Origin of the sequence: Vibrio sp. 10N.261.51.C6, from assembly GCF_041471785.1 — a bacterium.
Classification (GTDB): Bacteria; Pseudomonadota; Gammaproteobacteria; order Enterobacterales; family Vibrionaceae; genus Vibrio; species Vibrio crassostreae_C.
In genome coordinates this window covers 23,278-39,479 of sequence record NZ_JBFRPB010000042.1, presented here as the reverse complement: position 1 = coordinate 39,479, position 16,202 = coordinate 23,278, and the positions used below count along the sequence as shown (strand labels likewise).

Below are 16,202 nucleotides of genomic sequence, written 5' to 3'. Positions count from 1 at the left end.
CTTGTGAATTCCCCTTTTGATTGCTAAAACATCACCTCTTATTTGTTTTATCCATAAAAAACTTCATGACAACAAATCATCAAAGCGGGACAACAACACAGCGTAAAACTGTCGTTGTTAAACTGGGTACCAGTGTCTTAACTGGTGGAACATTGGCATTAGACCGCGCTCATATGGTTGAGCTGGTTCGTCAATGTGCTGAATTAAAAAAACAAGGCCACTCTGTGGTTATGGTTTCGTCTGGTGCAATTGCAGCAGGACGTGAGCACCTTGGTTACCCCGCACTTCCCAACTCAATGGCGAGCAAACAGTTGCTTGCGGCAGTTGGGCAAAGTCAGTTGATTCAAGTTTGGGAGTCTTTGTTTGCTATCTATGGCCTTAAGATTGGCCAGATGCTACTGACTCGTGCTGATCTCGATGATCGCGAGCGTTTTCTTAATGCACGTGACACGATCAACGCACTGGTTGAGCACGATATTATTCCGGTAGTAAACGAAAACGACGCAGTAGCAACCAACGAAATTAAAGTGGGCGACAATGATAACTTGTCGGCCTTAGTGGGTATTTTGTGCGGTGCTGATAAGCTTTTGCTACTAACAGACCAAAAAGGCCTGTTTACGGCTGACCCTCGTAAAGATCCAAATGCTGAGCTCATCAAAGAAGTGAAAACCATTGATGACACGCTGCGTAAGATCGCAGGTGGCAGCGGTACTACGTTGGGTACTGGCGGCATGGCGACAAAACTGCAGGCGGCTGACATTGCTCGTCGCGCAGGCATCGAAGTGATTATTGCTGCGGGCAGTGCTGAAAATGTGGTGTTTGATTCACTGAGTGATAACCCACAAGGCACACGTTTCTTGCCTTTAGCGGAAGCGCTTGAAAACCGTAAACGCTGGATTTTAGCGGGCCCTGCTTCAGCAGGTGACATCGTGGTTGACGACGGCGCAGTAAACGCAGTCAACACCAAAGGCAGCAGCTTGTTGGCGAAAGGGGTTGTTCGAGTTAAAGGCGAATTCTCTCGTGGTGAAGTTACCCAAGTCACAGACAGCAAAGGCAAAGTAATTGCGCGTGGTATCGCCAGTTATTCAAGCCAAGACCTAGCAAAAATTGCAGGTAAGCACAGTAAAGATATTGGCGACATCCTTGGATACGATTATGGGTCAGAAGTCATTCACCGTGACGACCTAGTTGTAATCCAAGAGTAGCTCGTGATGATAAGGTGAATCACCTTTTTGCATCCAAAGACAGACAGAATTTAGGGAGAGTTAAACGTGGATTTAACTAACATGGGTATCGCAGCAAAAGACGCTGCTTTCCACCTAGCGACCGCATCTACGGCGCAAAAGAATAAAGCATTGGCGATTATCGCTGATGAGCTAGAAGCAAACGCAACAACGATTTTAGAAGCGAACGCGAAAGACATCGAATTAGGTCGCGAAGCGGGTTTAACTGACGCACTGCTTGATCGTCTACTTCTTAACGAAGAGCGCTTAACCGGTATCGCTAACGATGTTCGTAACGTGATTAGCCTGAATGACCCAGTTGGCAGCGAAATTGACAGCAAAGTACTAGAAAACGGTATGTCGCTGTCTCGTCGCCGCGTGCCACTTGGTGTGGTGGGTGTTATCTATGAAGCGCGTCCGAACGTAACCATCGATATTGCAGCTCTGTGTCTGAAGACAGGTAACGCAAGCATTCTACGTGGTGGTAAAGAGACGTTTTTCTCGAACATGGAACTGGTTAAGGTTATCCAGTCTGCATTAGAGAAAGCGGAGCTTCCAGCCGCTTCTGTTCAGTACATCGAGAAGCCTGATCGTGAACTCGTTTCTCAACTGCTTAAACTGGACGACTACGTGGATATGATCATTCCTCGTGGCGGCGCTGGTCTGCACAAGATGTGTAAAGAGAACAGCACCATCCCAGTAATCATCGGCGGCTTTGGTATCAGCCATATCTTCGTTGATGAAAGCGCTGATCTTGAGAAATCTGTCGATGTGGTCGAAAACTCAAAAGTTCAACGTCCATCGGCGTGTAACTCGTTAGATACACTGCTAGTGCATGAAGCGGTTGCTGAAGCTTTCCTAACTAAGCTGAAACAGCGTTTAGCCGGCAAGGTAACCTTAGTTGCTGATACCAGTGCAAAATCGCTGCTAGCGGGTTTTGAAGACCAACGTGATGCGGTTGAAGGCGACTTTGACACTGAATGGCTAAGCTACACGCTAGGCGTGAAAGTGGTAGCGGATGTGGCAGAAGCGATTGACCACATGCGTGTACACAACGCGAGTCATTCAGATGCGATCATGACCAATAGCTTAGAGAGCTCAGAGCGTTTCATTAACTCTGTTGGTTCTGCAGCGGTTTATGTGAATGCATCAACACGTTTCACTGATGGAGCACAGTTTGGTTTAGGTGCTGAAGTTGCCGTGTCTACTCAGAAATTGCATGCTCGCGGCCCAATGGGCTTAGAAGAGCTGACAAGCTACAAATGGGTAGGTAAAGCGAACTATTTAGTCCGCGGTTAACGCTGGTCGTTAATTTTACTCCTCAGCTCATTTTTGAAATGGCGGTCGAGTAGCAATAATCAATGAATCACCACACAAAAGGGCCTTAATTGGCCCTTTTTCTTTCCTAACGTTTGGCAATTCCGTTACACTGATATTCAATTATTTGGAGGTGATATGCATTGTCCTTTTTGTTCAGAGAACGACACTAAAGTAATCGATTCAAGACTGGTAGCCGATGGCCATCAGGTTCGTCGTCGCCGTCAATGCCTTGCATGTAGTGAACGTTTTACTACGTTCGAATCGGCAGAACTTGTGATGCCTAAAGTCATAAAGTCGAATGGAAACCGCGAACCATTTAATGAAGATAAAATGGTGGGTGGTGTACAGCGCGCCCTAGAAAAACGCCCAGTGAGTGCTGACGCGATTGAACTTGCGATCAGTACGATTAAGTCACAACTCCGTGCAACTGGTGAGCGTGAAGTACCAAGCGAGATGATTGGTAATCTTGTGATGGGCCAATTGAAAGAATTGGATAAAGTGGCGTACATTCGTTTTGCCTCTGTTTACCGCAGCTTTGAAGACATCCGAGAGTTTGGCGAAGAAATCGCTAAATTAGAGGATTAACTCCTCAATCATGTCAAACTTTACTCCCCTAGATTTTCAAATGATGTCGCGTGCTATTCAGTTAGCAAAACGCGGCATTTACACTACTGCGCCAAACCCTAATGTGGGTTGTGTCATTGTACAAACCGACGGTCAGATCGTTGGTGAAGGTTTTCATGCCAAAGCTGGCGAACCTCATGCTGAAGTACATGCCATGCGAATGGCAGGCGACAAAGCAAAAGGTGCGACGGCTTATGTCACGCTAGAGCCTTGTTCTCATTACGGTCGAACGCCGCCTTGTGCTGAAGGTTTGATTAAGGCTCAAGTAGCCAAAGTGATTTGTGCCATGCAGGACCCAAACCCAAAAGTCGCAGGTCGTGGTATCAAAATGCTACGCGATGCGGGTATTGAGGTTGAAATCGGTTTGCTAGAGCAAGACGCTCTCGACTTGAACCCTGCATTTATCAAGCGTATGCAAACTGGCATGCCATTCGTTCAGTTAAAGATGGCCGCTAGCCTTGATGGGCAAACGGCATTGGAAAATGGCCAAAGCCAGTGGATCACATCGCCAGAAGCACGTCGTGATGTTCAGAACTACCGAGCAAAATCAGGCGCTGTGTTGTCAACTAGCCAGACGGTGATTGAAGACAACGCGTCGTTGAATGTTCGTTGGGCAGAGTTGCCAAGCAGTATCAAAGGTCATTACGCTGAAGACGAGCTGCGTCAGCCGATTCGCGTGATTCTTGATCGTCAAAACCAACTGCGTCCTGAACTCAAGTTATTCCAGACTCCAACATCGGTGTTGAGAGTTGCCGAAGCATCTGCTGATATTGAAGTCGCAACCACAGATGCAGGTCAGCTCGATTTGCACGATCTGATGCGTCAATTACCTGCCAATCATATCGACCATATTTGGGTCGAAGCGGGCGCAACATTGGCAAAAAGCTTGATTGAAGAGCAGCTGGTGGATGAGCTAATCCTTTATTTAGCACCTAAACTTATGGGCAGTGACGGACGAGGTTTGATGGGTGCATTAGGGCTCACTTCAATGTCTGACGTTATTGACCTAGAAATTAAAGATGTTCGACAGGTTGGTGTGGATATTCGCATCGTTGCGAAACCCGTATTTCGAAACAGATAGTAACGAAACCACAGTGGAAATAGTTACTCCAACTACATACGTGTCGTTGACAACAAAAAGAGTTTTAAAATGTTTACAGGAATTGTAGAAGCCGTAGGTACATTGAGTGCAATCACTCCCCGCGGAGAAGACATCACCGTAACGGTTAATGTTGGTAAGCTTGATATGGCTGACGTTAAGTTAGGCGACAGTATCGCTACCAATGGTGTGTGTTTGACAGTTGTTGAATATAACGACTACAGCTACAGTGCAGATCTTTCGCTTGAGACCCTGAAAAAAACGGGTTTTGTCGATTACCAAGCGGGCGATAAAGTTAACCTTGAGAAAGCAATGTTACCAACCACGCGTTTCGGTGGACATATAGTGTCTGGTCACGTTGATGGCGTGGGTGAGATTGTTGAACGTAACCAAGTTGGCCGTGCGATTGAATTCTGGGTAGAAATGCCAGCAGAAATCTCAAAATACGTGGCTCAAAAAGGCTCAGTAACAGTTGATGGCATTAGCCTGACTGTGAACGATTTACGTAAGAACGCATTCAAGCTGACTATCGTTCCTCATACTTCTTCAGAAACCACCATCGACCAATTCAATGTCGGTCGTAAAGTGAATCTAGAAGTTGATGTATTAGCACGTTACATGGAGCGTTTACTGCAAGGTCAGCAACAAGAATCTGAGCCTGAATCTCGATTAACGATGGAATTCTTACAGCAGAATGGTTTTGCCTAACCGTTGATACAAAGTGTGTTAAGCGAGACTTTGTAAAGCGAAGCAATATCATCAGGTTTAAATAGTGTCGGTTCTAGGAAGCAGAACCATTTCAAAGGATATAGAACAATGCCAATTAGTACTCCTCAAGAAATTATTGAAGACATTCGCCTAGGAAAAATGGTTATCCTGATGGATGATGAAGATCGCGAAAATGAAGGCGATCTGATCATGGCAGCAGAACATGTGACGCCAGAAGCGATTAACTTCATGGCGATGTACGGCCGTGGTTTAATTTGTCTGACGCTAACCAAAGAGCGTTCAAACCGCATGGGTCTAGCGCCTATGGTTCAAGATAACAACGCACAGTACACCACTAACTTTACTGTTTCGATTGAAGCGGCAGAGGGCGTAACAACGGGTATCTCTGCATCAGACCGTGCAGTGACGGTTCAAGCGGCAGTGGCGAAAGATGCGAAAGCGGCTGATCTTGTTCAACCTGGTCATATTTTCCCACTGACAGCGCAAGATGGCGGTGTTCTGACTCGCGCAGGACACACAGAAGCAGGTTGTGATTTAGCACGTCTTGCAGGCTGCGAGCCAGCATCGGTTATCGTTGAGATCCTTAACGACGACGGTACTATGGCTCGTCGCCCTGACCTTGAAGTGTTTGCTGAAAAACACGACATCAAGCTAGGCACGATTGCTGACTTGATTGAATACCGCAACAACACAGAAACAACGATTGAGCGTGTAGCACAATGCCATTTACCAACAGAGTTTGGTGATTTCGAGCTGGTGACTTACCGCGATACAATTGATAACCAGATCCACTACGCGATGCAAAAAGGCGACCTATCTGAAGGTGCTCCTTTGGTACGTGTTCACCTGCATGACACGTTCACCGATCTGCTTCATTCAGACCGTGGTACTGAACGCAGCTGGTCGCTAGATAAAGCGATGAAGCGTATTGGCGACGAAGGCGGTGTGTTGGTTATTCTTGGCAACGAAGAGTCGTCTGATTCTTTGATTCACAAAGTGAAGACATTCGAAGCGCAAGACAAGAACGAGCAGCCAACTATGGCGAAGAAGCAGGGTACCTCGCGTCGTGTTGGTGTCGGTTCTCAGATTCTTCAAGATCTAGGTGTGCACGATATGCGTCTGCTTTCTTCAAGCACTAAGCGTTACCACGCATTGGGTGGTTTTGGCCTTAACGTTGTTGAGTACGTTTGCGAATAAACCATGCGTTAGCAAGCAGACGTTTCTCCGTTTGTAGCAACATAATTTACCGATGATTTCAGTGGCTCTTTTGGTGATAAATCTTGCCAAAAGAGCAAAGTAGCCAAGTCCGACTCAAAACGTGTTCAACACACAAACTTGGTTACTCGCTGTTCCTATATGCTTGGGATCAGCGCTGCATTATCATCTTTACATTGCCGGTGTCTGTTCTTCTAAATTACCATTAGATATTGCTCACAGTTTTGTGCTAGAATCCGGCGATTCTCACTTGATGAAAATAGTTAAAGGAAGGCTTATGAAAGTGATCGAGGGTGGCTTCCCAGCGCCAAATGCAAAAATTGCTATCGTTATTGCTCGTTTCAACAGTTTTATTAACGAAAGTTTACTTTCTGGTGCAATCGATACTTTAAAGCGTCATGGACAAGTAAGCGAAGACAACATCACTGTTGTTCGTTGCCCTGGTGCAGTAGAACTTCCACTTGTAGCGCAGCGCGTTGCAAAAACAGGTAAGTTCGATGCGATTGTATCTCTTGGTACAGTAATTCGTGGCGGTACACCTCACTTTGACTATGTTTGTAGTGAATGTAATAAAGGTTTGGCACAAGTGTCTCTGGAATATTCTCTTCCAGTAGCGTTTGGTGTTCTTACTGTTGATACGATCGATCAAGCTATTGAACGCGCAGGAACCAAGGCTGGTAATAAGGGTGCAGAAGCAGCACTTAGCGCACTTGAGATGATCAACGTTCTTTCTGAAATCGATTCCTAATGGGGGCCAGTGTGAAACCAGCCGCACGTCGTAACGCACGTCAATTTGCTCTACAAGCAATTTATTCTTGGCAAATTACTAAAGAAAATATTGCTACCGTTGAAGAACAGTTCTTATCTGGTGGTAAGTATGATGAAGAAGAGCATCATGCTGCAGAGCCTGCTCTTGCTATGCCAGAAACAGACGTTGCATACTTCCGCGACCTACTAACTGGTGTTGCTCTTAGCCACATGGAACTTGATAGCAAGCTTCGTCCATTCGTATCTCGCCCTATGCAAGATCTGGATCTGATGGAACTAGCGCTTCTACGTTTAGCTATGTACGAGATGACTCGTCGCGAAGATGTACCATACAAAGTGGTTATCAACGAAGCTATCGAGCTTGCAAAAGTATTTGCAGCAGAAGACAGCCATAAGTTTGTTAACGGTGTGCTTGATAAAGCTGCACCGCACGTTCGTAAGAAATAAGACGTTCGTATATTGAATCTAAAGGTCAGCTTTTATGCTGGCCTTTTTTGTAACTAAATTTCTGTAATATCCATGATTACGGCGATTTTTATGAGACTAAAGATAGGGCATGTGATGTCTGGCGAATTTAACCTGATTGAAAAATATTTTGTAAATCGACAACCACAACGTAAAGACGTTCTTCTAGCTGCTGGCGATGATTGTGCTTTGGTCAAAGCGCCGGGCAATGTTGAGATAGCGATCAGCACGGACACCTTAGTGGCTGGTACCCATTTCTTAGCTGAGGCGAATCCGGCTTGGGTGGCACACAAAGCGTTGGCTTCCAATATCAGTGACCTTGCTGCAATGGGCGCAACGCCGGCGTGGGTCTCTTTTGCTTTAACCATGCCTGAAATCGATGAAGCATGGCTTGCTCCCTTCTGTGACTCCTTTTTTAAACTCGCAGACTACTTTGGTATTCAGTTAATTGGTGGCGACACAACCAAAGGTCCACTAAGCCTGACACTGACGGTACAGGGCTTTGTTCCTGAAGGACGAGCGCTGCGCAGAGATGGCGCGAAAGTGGGCGACTGGATTTACGTAACAGGTAATCTAGGTGACAGCAAAGCTGGCTTAGAAGTGTTACTTAACCCTGAGCAGAACAGAGCGAAGCCCTATGCTGCTGAGCTTGAAGAGAGACATTATGTGAGCGCCCCACGAGTGTTAGCGGGTCAGGCTCTAGTGAACCTTGCTTCATCTGCGATTGATATCTCTGATGGCGTTATTGCTGATTTAAAACATATCCTTAAGCGTTCTCAAGTTGGCGCGAGTATTGATGTAAGCACGCTGCCTATCTCTGCAGAGTTACGTCAGTTCGCTCCTGATATCACTTCAGCTCAGCAGTATGCGCTAACGAGTGGTGAAGAGTACGAACTGTGCTTTACTGTACCAGAAGAGAATAAAGGGTCACTGGAAAGTGCTTTGTCACACACTGGTACAAAAGTCACCTGCATTGGCCAGATAAGACCTGTAGAATATTTTGAATTACACAATAATGGTGAACCACTAAGCTGGAACTTAACTGGTTACGATCACTTTAAGGTTAATTGATGACAAACCCACTTTCTCTTATTTCTCTTAAAAATCCTTGGCATTTCTTAGCAACGGGTTTTGGCAGTGGCTTATCGCCTATTATTCCCGGCACAATGGGCACGCTTGCGTCAATTCCGTTGTACCTATTGTTGGTTCAGCTACCGTTTCCTGCTTACGTTGCCGTGGTGGTGGTAAGCTGCATTATTGGTATTAAGATCTGCCAAGTAACGTCTGATGATATGGGCGTGCATGACCACGGTTCTATCGTTTGGGATGAGTTTGCGGGCTTTTGGATCACCATGAGCTTAGTGCCTATGCTGAATATCCCTGCCGATGACTGGAAATGGCTTCTGACTGGTTTTGTGCTTTTCCGCTTCTTTGACATGGTAAAACCTTGGCCGATTGGTTGGCTAGATGCGCGAATTCACGGCGGCTTGGGTATCATGATTGACGATATTGTAGCGGGTATTATGGCGGCTATTTCGTTGTATGCCGTGGCACATTTCGCAGGTTGGTTAGTGTGAGTTAACTGAAGGGCTAAGGTTTAGTTGGCGATACACCAAACTAATTAGCAGATACTAAAAAGGTTGACCCTAGGGCCAACCTTTTTTGTTTGCGGAGCTTACGAGCTTACGTATTAAAGCTACTTGGCAAGATAGTCAGTGATAGACTTCTCAATGCCTTTCGCGTCCAAACCAAGCTCTTCATGCAGTTCGCCTTGCGTACCTTGAGCAATGAACTTGTCTGGTAGGCCAAGGTTCAATACTGGCATCAGCAGTTTCTCTTGCATCAAGAACTCAATCACACCTGCGCCCGCACCACCTACAATCGCATTCTCTTCGATAGTTACCAGTACATCGTGGTCAGCAGCAAGTTGTTTGATCAGAGCTTCATCGAGTGGTTTCACAAAGCGCATATCTGCAACTGTCGCATCGATGACGTCAGCGGCCTGAAGTGCACTCTCAAGGAAAGTACCAAAGCTTAAGATAGCGACTTTCGAGCCATCTTTTGTTTTTTCGCTTTCGCGAACGATACGACCTTTACCAATCTCAAGCGCGGTAAATTTATTTTGTATCTCAGTACCCATACCATTACCGCGAGGGTAACGAACGGCACTTGGACCTGTATGCTGGTGGCCAGTGTAAAGCATTTGGCGACATTCGTTTTCGTCGCTTGGCGCCATGATCACCATGTTTGGAATACAACGCATAAAGCTTAAGTCGAACGCACCTTGGTGTGTTTGACCATCAGCACCGACAAGACCTGCACGGTCAATAGCGAACATAACCGGTAGATCCATGATTGCCACATCGTGGATCAGTTGATCGTAGCCACGTTGTAGGAAAGTCGAGTAGATAGCCACAATCGGTTTATCACCCGCAATCGCCATACCGGTTGCTAGCGTCACAGCGTGCTGCTCAGCAATAGCAACGTCGAAGTATTGTTCTGGATATTCTTTAGAGAAACGTACCATGCCAGAGCCTTCACGCATTGCAGGCGTGATCGCCATCAGCTTAGGATCTTGCGCGGCCATATCACACAGGAAGTCGCCAAAAATCTTAGAGAAAGTTGGTTTAGAGCTGGTGCTCTTAGGCAGACTTGAGTGTGCAGGATCGAATTTAGGTACGCCATGGTAGCCAATTGGATCTTTCTCAGCTGGCTCGTAGCCTTTACCTTTCTTCGTCATGATATGCAGGAACTGAGGACCTTTTAGATCTCTCATGTTCTTCAGCGTTTTAATCAGCTCATTGACATCGTGACCATCAATTGGACCAATGTAGTTAAAGCCTAACTCTTCAAACATGGTGCCAGGGACAACCATGCCTTTTAAATGTTCTTCTGTACGACGAACGAGCTCTTTAATTGGCGGAACGCCTGATAGCACTTTCTTGCCACCCTCACGAATTGACGTGTAAAGACTGCCAGAAAGAACTTGAGCGAGGTGGTTGTTTAGAGCACCGACGTTTTCAGAGATCGACATCTCGTTATCGTTAAGGATAACCAGCATGTCATTGTGAATATCGCCCGCGTGGTTCATGGCTTCGAAGGCCATACCTGCGGTAATCGCGCCATCACCAATCACACTCACGACTTTACGGTTCTTACCTTCTTTCTTCGCACTGATCGCCATACCAAGTCCGGCGCTGATCGATGTTGAAGAGTGACCAACAGATAGAGTGTCGTATTCGCTCTCTTGACGCCATGGGAATGGGTGCAGTCCATCTTTTTGACGGATAGTCGATAAGCGGTCACGACGGCCAGTAAGAATCTTATGTGGGTATGCTTGGTGGCCAACATCCCAAACCAATTGGTCAAAAGGCGTGTTGTACACATAGTGCAGAGCAACGGTTAGCTCTACTGTACCTAAGCCTGACGCTAAGTGACCACTTGACTGGCTCACCGAGTTAAGAAGATAGGTACGTAATTCATCACAAAGCTGTGTAAGCGTCTCTTTTGGAAGTAGACGCAAATCCTCTGGCTTATCAGCCAAAGCAAGAGTTGGGTACTTTGATATATCAAGAGTCATAGGTAATGCGCGCTTATTGTCTTAGTTCTTGCGCTCGATGACGTATCGGGCGAACTCTTCGAGTGACTGGGTATTGTATGGGATTGCAGCCAAAGCTTGAAGCGCTTCCTGTAGCAGAGTTTGCGCTTTTTCTTGAGCGCCCTCTAAACCTAGCAAAGAAGGGTAGGTGCTTTTGTTCAATTCTTGGTCAGAACCCTGTGGCTTACCCAAAGTTTCAGTATCGCCAGTGATATCTAAAATATCATCTTGAACCTGGAATGCTAATCCAATGGCGTCGGCGTACTTGTCTAATTGAGGCATCACTTCAAACGCTTTTTCACCAGCAGCCAGAGCACCTAAACGAATCGCACATTTCATTAGCGCGCCCGTTTTATTGCGGTGAACTTCTTCTAACTCTTCTAGCGTGACAGAGCGGTTTTCAGCTTCAATATCAAGTGCTTGTCCAATGCACATACCTTGTGCACCAGAGGCTTCGGCTAGGCGTTGAATCATTCGAACGCGATTGCTTTCACCGTCAGCACTTAATGTACCTTCCGCAAGTATAGTAAACGCGAGAGTTTGTAGTGCATCGCCCGTTAAAATTGCCGTTGCTTCATCGTATTTGATGTGACAAGTCTGATGGCCACGACGCAGTTCATCGTCGTCCATTGCTGGAAGGTCGTCGTGAATCAGAGAATAGGCATGAATACATTCGATTGCAGATGCTGGAGTGTCGAGTTCTTCAGCGGTGCAGCCGAGCATTTCCCCTGTAATGTAGACAAGAAATGGACGTGCGCGTTTACCGCCTAAAAGTAACCCATAACGCATCGCGTTGATCAGGTTCTGCTCTTGGTGTGGTAGGCGATCAAGCCAAAGGTTCAGTTGCTCGTTATTACGTGCTTGATAAGACAATAAAGTCTCAATCATAGGGGATCTCATACAATTCGTTATTCTGGTTGTGGGTTAAAGTCACTAAGTTCTGCGTTTTCATCATTTTGCAGTAGGATGCTAACACGCTGTTCAGCGTCGTTTAGTTTGCTTTGACCGGCACGAGCGAGGGAGATGCCTCGTTCGAACTTTTTCAGCGCATCATCTAAAGCTAGATCACCATTTTCTAGTTGATCAACCAAGCCATCAAGCTCTTCGATTGTCGCTTCAAAGCTCATATTTTCAGGTTTCTTAGTAGCCATAATAAATCTGCGTTTGGAAAGATGAACGAACGTTACCTTAGGGCGTTGAGATGGTCAAATGTAACCAATAAATTTTGCTAGAAAGTTCGTTTTTAAGAGGCTTGAAGCCACTTTCATCTAATAACCTCACCTTTATCGAGTTTATGACTGCTCGAGAACGGGGAAGCGGGTAATAGTTGTGATACAAAAAGCAAAAGTGTGATACTTAGGCCAAGAATTTACTAAAAGATCTTATAGTCTTGCCGATACAAAGATTATCGTCGACATAGAGCTACAAAAAAGCATGAGGAGTGCTCAGTGGATTTAGCAACCCTAATAGGTTTGATTGGTGGATTTGCCTTTGTAATTATGGCAATGATCCTAGGTGGAAGCCTCGGGATGTTCTATGACACGACATCCATTTTGATCGTAGTTGGGGGCTCAACCTTTGTTGTTCTAATGAAGTTCACCATGGGACAGTTCTTTGGTGCGACTAAAATCGCAGGCAAAGCTTTTATGTTTAAAGCGGATGAGCCTGAAGATCTTATTGCGAAAGTTGTAGAGATGGCTGATGCGGCTCGTAAAGGTGGTTTTTTAGCACTGGAAGAGATGGAAATTAACAACAGTTTCATGCAAAAGGGCATCGATCTTTTGGTGGATGGCCATGATGGAGATGTAGTTCGTGCTGCACTGCAAAAAGACATCGCATTAACCACAGAGCGTCATGAGCAGGGCGCGAAGGTGTTCTCTGCATTTGGTGATGTTGCACCCGCGATGGGTATGATTGGTACCTTGGTTGGCTTGGTTGCCATGCTTTCTAACATGGATGATCCAAAAGCGATCGGCCCTGCGATGGCGGTGGCACTTTTAACCACCCTATATGGTGCGATTCTTTCGAACATGGTGTTCTTCCCAATTGCCGACAAGCTTGCGCTGCGTCGTGACCAAGAGACACTCAACCGTCGTTTGGTTATGGATGGCGTACTCGCGATTCAAGATGGTCAGAACCCACGAGTAATCGATGGTTACCTGAAGAGCTACCTAAACGAAGGTAAGCGTACGATTGATGGTGAACCTGCGTAAGAGGAGTTGAAGATGGATGAAGAAAATCCATGTAAATGTCCTCCTCCGGGGTTGCCTCAATGGATGGGGACATTTGCTGACTTGATGTCACTGCTGATGTGTTTCTTCGTACTTCTACTCTCATTCTCTGAGATGGATGTACTGAAGTTTAAGCAGATCGCTGGCTCGATGAAGTTCGCATTTGGTGTGCAGAACCGCCTAGAAGTCAAAGACATCCCGAAAGGGACCAGCATCATTGCACAAGAGTTTCGCCCTGGTCGCCCAGAGCCAACGCCAATTGATGTGATCATGCAGCAAACGATAGATATCACTCAGCAGACGCTGGAATTTCATGAAGGTGAATCTGAGCGCGCTGGCGGTACCATGCGTGACCAAGGCAAGATGACCGGAGGCAAGTCGCCAGAGGTATCGACTCACGACAATCAAAACTCTGAGTCAGACCAACAGCAACAGCAAGCCGAAGCTCAATCGCAAGAGATGGAAACCTTGATGGAAAGCATCAAGAAGGCGTTGGAGCGAGAGATAGACCAAGGCGCGATTGAAGTTGAAAACCTTGGCCAGCAGATTGTGATTCGAATTCGTGAGAAGGGTGCATTCCCATCGGGTTCTGCTTTCCTACAGCCTAAGTTCCGACCTTTGGTGAGACAGGTTGCTGAGTTGGTGAAAGATGTTCCGGGTATCGTTCGAATCTCAGGGCACACCGATAATCAACGTCTTGATTCCGAGCTTTATCGCTCTAATTGGGACTTGTCATCACAGCGAGCAGTGTCTGTTGCTCAAGAGATGGAAAAGGTGCGTGGTTTCTCTCATCAACGCTTGAGAGTACGCGGCATGGCGGATACCGAGCCAGTCGAGCCGAACGATACTGAATGGCAACGTAGCCTCAACCGCCGCGTTGAAATCAGCATCATGCAGGGCGAGCCGCTTTACAGTGACGAAGTGCCTGTTATTAATGAATAGCCGATACGTGTACACACGGTAACATGCAGATAGCATCGAAAGCCCAACCTTATAATGAGGTTGGGCTTTTTGTTTGCTGGTCTTCAATGGTTCTCTCTGCGGCATTTATGTCGTTTCGAAACCTGCTACTGTTAATAACAAGCGGTTTAATGATGGTGTTACAGCAAGCACTCTTTTCCTTGCTTCACTTTCTCATGTATAATTCGCGCCCTTAGATTTAGATATGATCTATTCTTGCTTCAAGTGCTGTGTAAATTCTCTAATTTACTTGGCGATGAGCGTTTTCAAAATTTTGAACATTAATGTTGTGAAAGTACTATGAAATTTATTGTTAAGCCCCATCCGGAAATTTTTGTAAAAAGTGAATCGGTGCGTAAGCGCTTCACAAGGATTCTAGAGTGCAACATTCGTAACGTTATTCAACGTCGCTGTGAAAGTGTTGCGGTATTCAACCGTCGCGATCATATTGAAGTGACGTCTGAGAGTGACCAGTACTACGCAGAAGTGTTAGAGGCTCTGACTCACACTCCAGGTATTCACCACTCTCTTGAAGTTCAACAGTCTGAATTCAAAGACTTGCACGATATTTACGAGCAAGTACTAGAACGCAGCCGTGCTGACATTGAAGGCAAGACTTTCTCTGTACGTGCTAAGCGTCGTGGTAAGCATGACTTTACCTCTATTGAACTTGAACGCTACGTAGGCGGCGGCCTAAACCAAGCAGTTGAGTCAGCTAAAGTTCGACTTAAGAACCCTGAGGTAACCGTTAAAGTTGAAGTGGCTAACGATAAGTTAAACCAAGTTCTAGCTCGTCACAAAGGCCTAGGTGGTTTCCCTCTTGGTACCCAAGAAGATCTACTAAGCTTGATCTCTGGCGGCTTTGATTCTGGTGTTTCAAGCTACCTGCACATCAAACGTGGCTCTAAGGTTCACTACTGTTTCTTTAACCTTGGTGGCCCAGCGCACGAGATTGGCGTTAAGCAAGTGGCTCACTACCTATGGAATAAATACGGCTCATCTGCAAAGGTGAAGTTCATTTCTGTAGACTTTGAACCAGTGGTTGCTGAAATTCTTGAGAACGTAGAAGACGGCCAAATGGGCGTTGTTCTTAAGCGTATGTTCATGCGTGCTGGTGGTATGGTTGCAGAGCGCTTCGGTATTGAAGCTCTAGTAACGGGTGAAGCACTTGGTCAGGTTTCTAGCCAAACGCTAACTAACCTTCGCCACATCGACAACGTGACAGATACTTTGATTCTTCGTCCGCTTATCAACTGGGATAAAGAAGACATCATTGACCTTTCTCGTATCATCGGTACTGAAGACTTCGCTAAAGTAATGCCTGAGTACTGTGGTGTTATCTCTAAGAAACCAACAGTGAAAGCGAAGAAAGGTAAACTGGAAGCAGAAGAAGCTAAGTTTAACTTTGAAGTGCTGGATCAAGTGATCGAGAACGCTCGTGTTATGGATATCCGTGACATCGAGAAAGAGAGCCAAGAGCAAGCGCCTGAAGTTGAACAAGTTCAAGCTGTTGCTGAGCACGCTATCGTTCTTGATATCCGTAGCCCAGAAGAAGAAGACGAAAGCCCATTAGAGATCGAGGGTGTTGAAATTAAACACATCCCATTCTTCAAGCTTTCGACTCAGTTTGGCGACCTAGACCAAGCGAAAGAGTACTTGCTGTACTGTGACCGTGGTGTAATGAGCCGTCTACAGGCACTTTACCTACAAGAGCAGGGCTTCCATAACGTTAAGGTTTACCGCCCATAGTGGTGTGTTGACCAAGCGTTAATCATTTTGCAAAGCCGTTTACTGAAAAGTAAGCGGCTTTTTTATTTTCTATTGTGAATGATTTACAGTAGTCAGACAGAGGCGTGAGTTTGGGCGTGCTATCGTCATGCTCAGCTTTGAAATTTTTGATTGATAGAAAGAGTGTGTTCTAAACGGGTTTATAAGTACCGAAGAAGTGTGAGTATCTTGAAGTATTCTGT

16 protein-coding genes are annotated in these 16,202 nt (G+C 46.0%); 13 read left to right on the top strand and 3 right to left on the bottom strand.

Features of this window, described 5'->3' with window-relative positions:
- Positions 1-20 precede the first annotated feature (20 nt).
- The 10 genes from proB to pgpA all read left to right on the top strand — a co-directional run bounded on the left by proB (position 21) and on the right by pgpA (position 9,020).
- Positions 21-1,205, top strand: coding sequence for a glutamate 5-kinase (gene proB / locus AB4375_RS11965; protein ID WP_372051662.1), 1,185 nt, complete (start codon positions 21-23; stop codon positions 1,203-1,205).
- Between the two features lie 66 nt (positions 1,206-1,271).
- The gene (locus AB4375_RS11960; protein ID WP_017060786.1) at positions 1,272-2,522 is read left to right on the top strand and encodes a glutamate-5-semialdehyde dehydrogenase; all 1,251 of its coding nucleotides are present in this window, start codon (positions 1,272-1,274) and stop codon (positions 2,520-2,522) included.
- Between the two features lie 156 nt (positions 2,523-2,678).
- A complete protein-coding gene (gene nrdR, locus AB4375_RS11955) occupies positions 2,679-3,128 on the top strand; it encodes a transcriptional regulator NrdR (protein WP_004734394.1) in 450 nt (149 codons plus the stop codon).
- Between the two features lie 40 nt (positions 3,129-3,168).
- Positions 3,169-4,248 (top strand): bifunctional diaminohydroxyphosphoribosylaminopyrimidine deaminase/5-amino-6-(5-phosphoribosylamino)uracil reductase RibD, encoded by a 1,080-nt coding sequence (gene ribD, locus AB4375_RS11950; RefSeq protein ID WP_017060785.1) that lies wholly within the window; start codon positions 3,169-3,171, stop codon positions 4,246-4,248.
- A gap of 69 nt (positions 4,249-4,317) precedes the next feature.
- Positions 4,318-4,974: a riboflavin synthase gene (locus tag AB4375_RS11945; RefSeq protein ID WP_372051661.1), complete on the top strand. Its 657-nt coding sequence runs from the start codon at positions 4,318-4,320 to the stop codon at positions 4,972-4,974.
- Between the two features lie 108 nt (positions 4,975-5,082).
- Positions 5,083-6,192 carry a bifunctional 3,4-dihydroxy-2-butanone-4-phosphate synthase/GTP cyclohydrolase II gene (ribBA, locus tag AB4375_RS11940; RefSeq protein ID WP_017060784.1) on the top strand — a complete coding sequence of 370 codons (1,110 nt, stop codon included), beginning with the start codon at positions 5,083-5,085 and terminating at the stop codon, positions 6,190-6,192.
- Between the two features lie 295 nt (positions 6,193-6,487).
- Positions 6,488-6,958 (top strand): 6,7-dimethyl-8-ribityllumazine synthase, encoded by a 471-nt coding sequence (gene ribE, locus AB4375_RS11935; protein ID WP_004741508.1) that lies wholly within the window; start codon positions 6,488-6,490, stop codon positions 6,956-6,958.
- Positions 6,958-7,425, top strand: a complete 468-nt coding sequence (nusB, locus tag AB4375_RS11930; protein WP_004734399.1) for a transcription antitermination factor NusB — start codon at positions 6,958-6,960, stop codon at positions 7,423-7,425. The genes ribE and nusB overlap by 1 nt, the downstream gene beginning before the upstream one ends.
- A 114-nt stretch (positions 7,426-7,539) precedes the next feature.
- The gene (thiL, locus tag AB4375_RS11925) at positions 7,540-8,514 is read left to right on the top strand and encodes a thiamine-phosphate kinase (RefSeq protein ID WP_017060783.1); all 975 of its coding nucleotides are present in this window, start codon (positions 7,540-7,542) and stop codon (positions 8,512-8,514) included.
- Positions 8,514-9,020: a phosphatidylglycerophosphatase A gene (gene pgpA, locus AB4375_RS11920; protein WP_017060782.1), complete on the top strand. Its 507-nt coding sequence runs from the start codon at positions 8,514-8,516 to the stop codon at positions 9,018-9,020. The genes thiL and pgpA overlap by 1 nt, the downstream gene beginning before the upstream one ends.
- A 119-nt stretch (positions 9,021-9,139) precedes the next feature.
- Here pgpA and dxs read toward each other — a convergent pair whose 3' ends face one another.
- The 3 genes from dxs to xseB are packed head-to-tail and all read right to left on the bottom strand — an operon-like array spanning position 9,140 to position 12,192.
- Positions 9,140-11,023: a 1-deoxy-D-xylulose-5-phosphate synthase gene (gene dxs / locus AB4375_RS11915; protein WP_372051659.1), complete on the bottom strand. Its 1,884-nt coding sequence runs from the start codon at positions 11,021-11,023 to the stop codon at positions 9,140-9,142.
- A gap of 21 nt (positions 11,024-11,044) precedes the next feature.
- A complete protein-coding gene (gene ispA, locus AB4375_RS11910; protein ID WP_372051658.1) occupies positions 11,045-11,929 on the bottom strand; it encodes a (2E,6E)-farnesyl diphosphate synthase in 885 nt (294 codons plus the stop codon).
- 20 nt (positions 11,930-11,949) lie between these two features.
- The gene (gene xseB / locus AB4375_RS11905; RefSeq protein ID WP_372051657.1) at positions 11,950-12,192 is read right to left on the bottom strand and encodes an exodeoxyribonuclease VII small subunit; all 243 of its coding nucleotides are present in this window, start codon (positions 12,190-12,192) and stop codon (positions 11,950-11,952) included.
- A 297-nt stretch (positions 12,193-12,489) separates the two neighbouring features.
- On the opposite strand from xseB, the gene pomA reads away from it, so the two are divergent.
- The 3 genes from pomA to thiI all read left to right on the top strand — a co-directional run bounded on the left by pomA (position 12,490) and on the right by thiI (position 15,981).
- Positions 12,490-13,254 (top strand): flagellar motor protein PomA, encoded by a 765-nt coding sequence (pomA, locus tag AB4375_RS11900; RefSeq protein ID WP_017060778.1) that lies wholly within the window; start codon positions 12,490-12,492, stop codon positions 13,252-13,254.
- Positions 13,255-13,266: 12 nt separating this feature from the next.
- Positions 13,267-14,214, top strand: coding sequence for a flagellar motor protein MotB (locus tag AB4375_RS11895; protein ID WP_017060777.1), 948 nt, complete (start codon positions 13,267-13,269; stop codon positions 14,212-14,214).
- Between the two features lie 318 nt (positions 14,215-14,532).
- Complete coding sequence (thiI, locus tag AB4375_RS11890) at positions 14,533-15,981, top strand: tRNA uracil 4-sulfurtransferase ThiI (protein ID WP_102393212.1); 1,449 nt, start codon at positions 14,533-14,535, stop codon at positions 15,979-15,981.
- Positions 15,982-16,202: the final 221 nt, after the last annotated feature.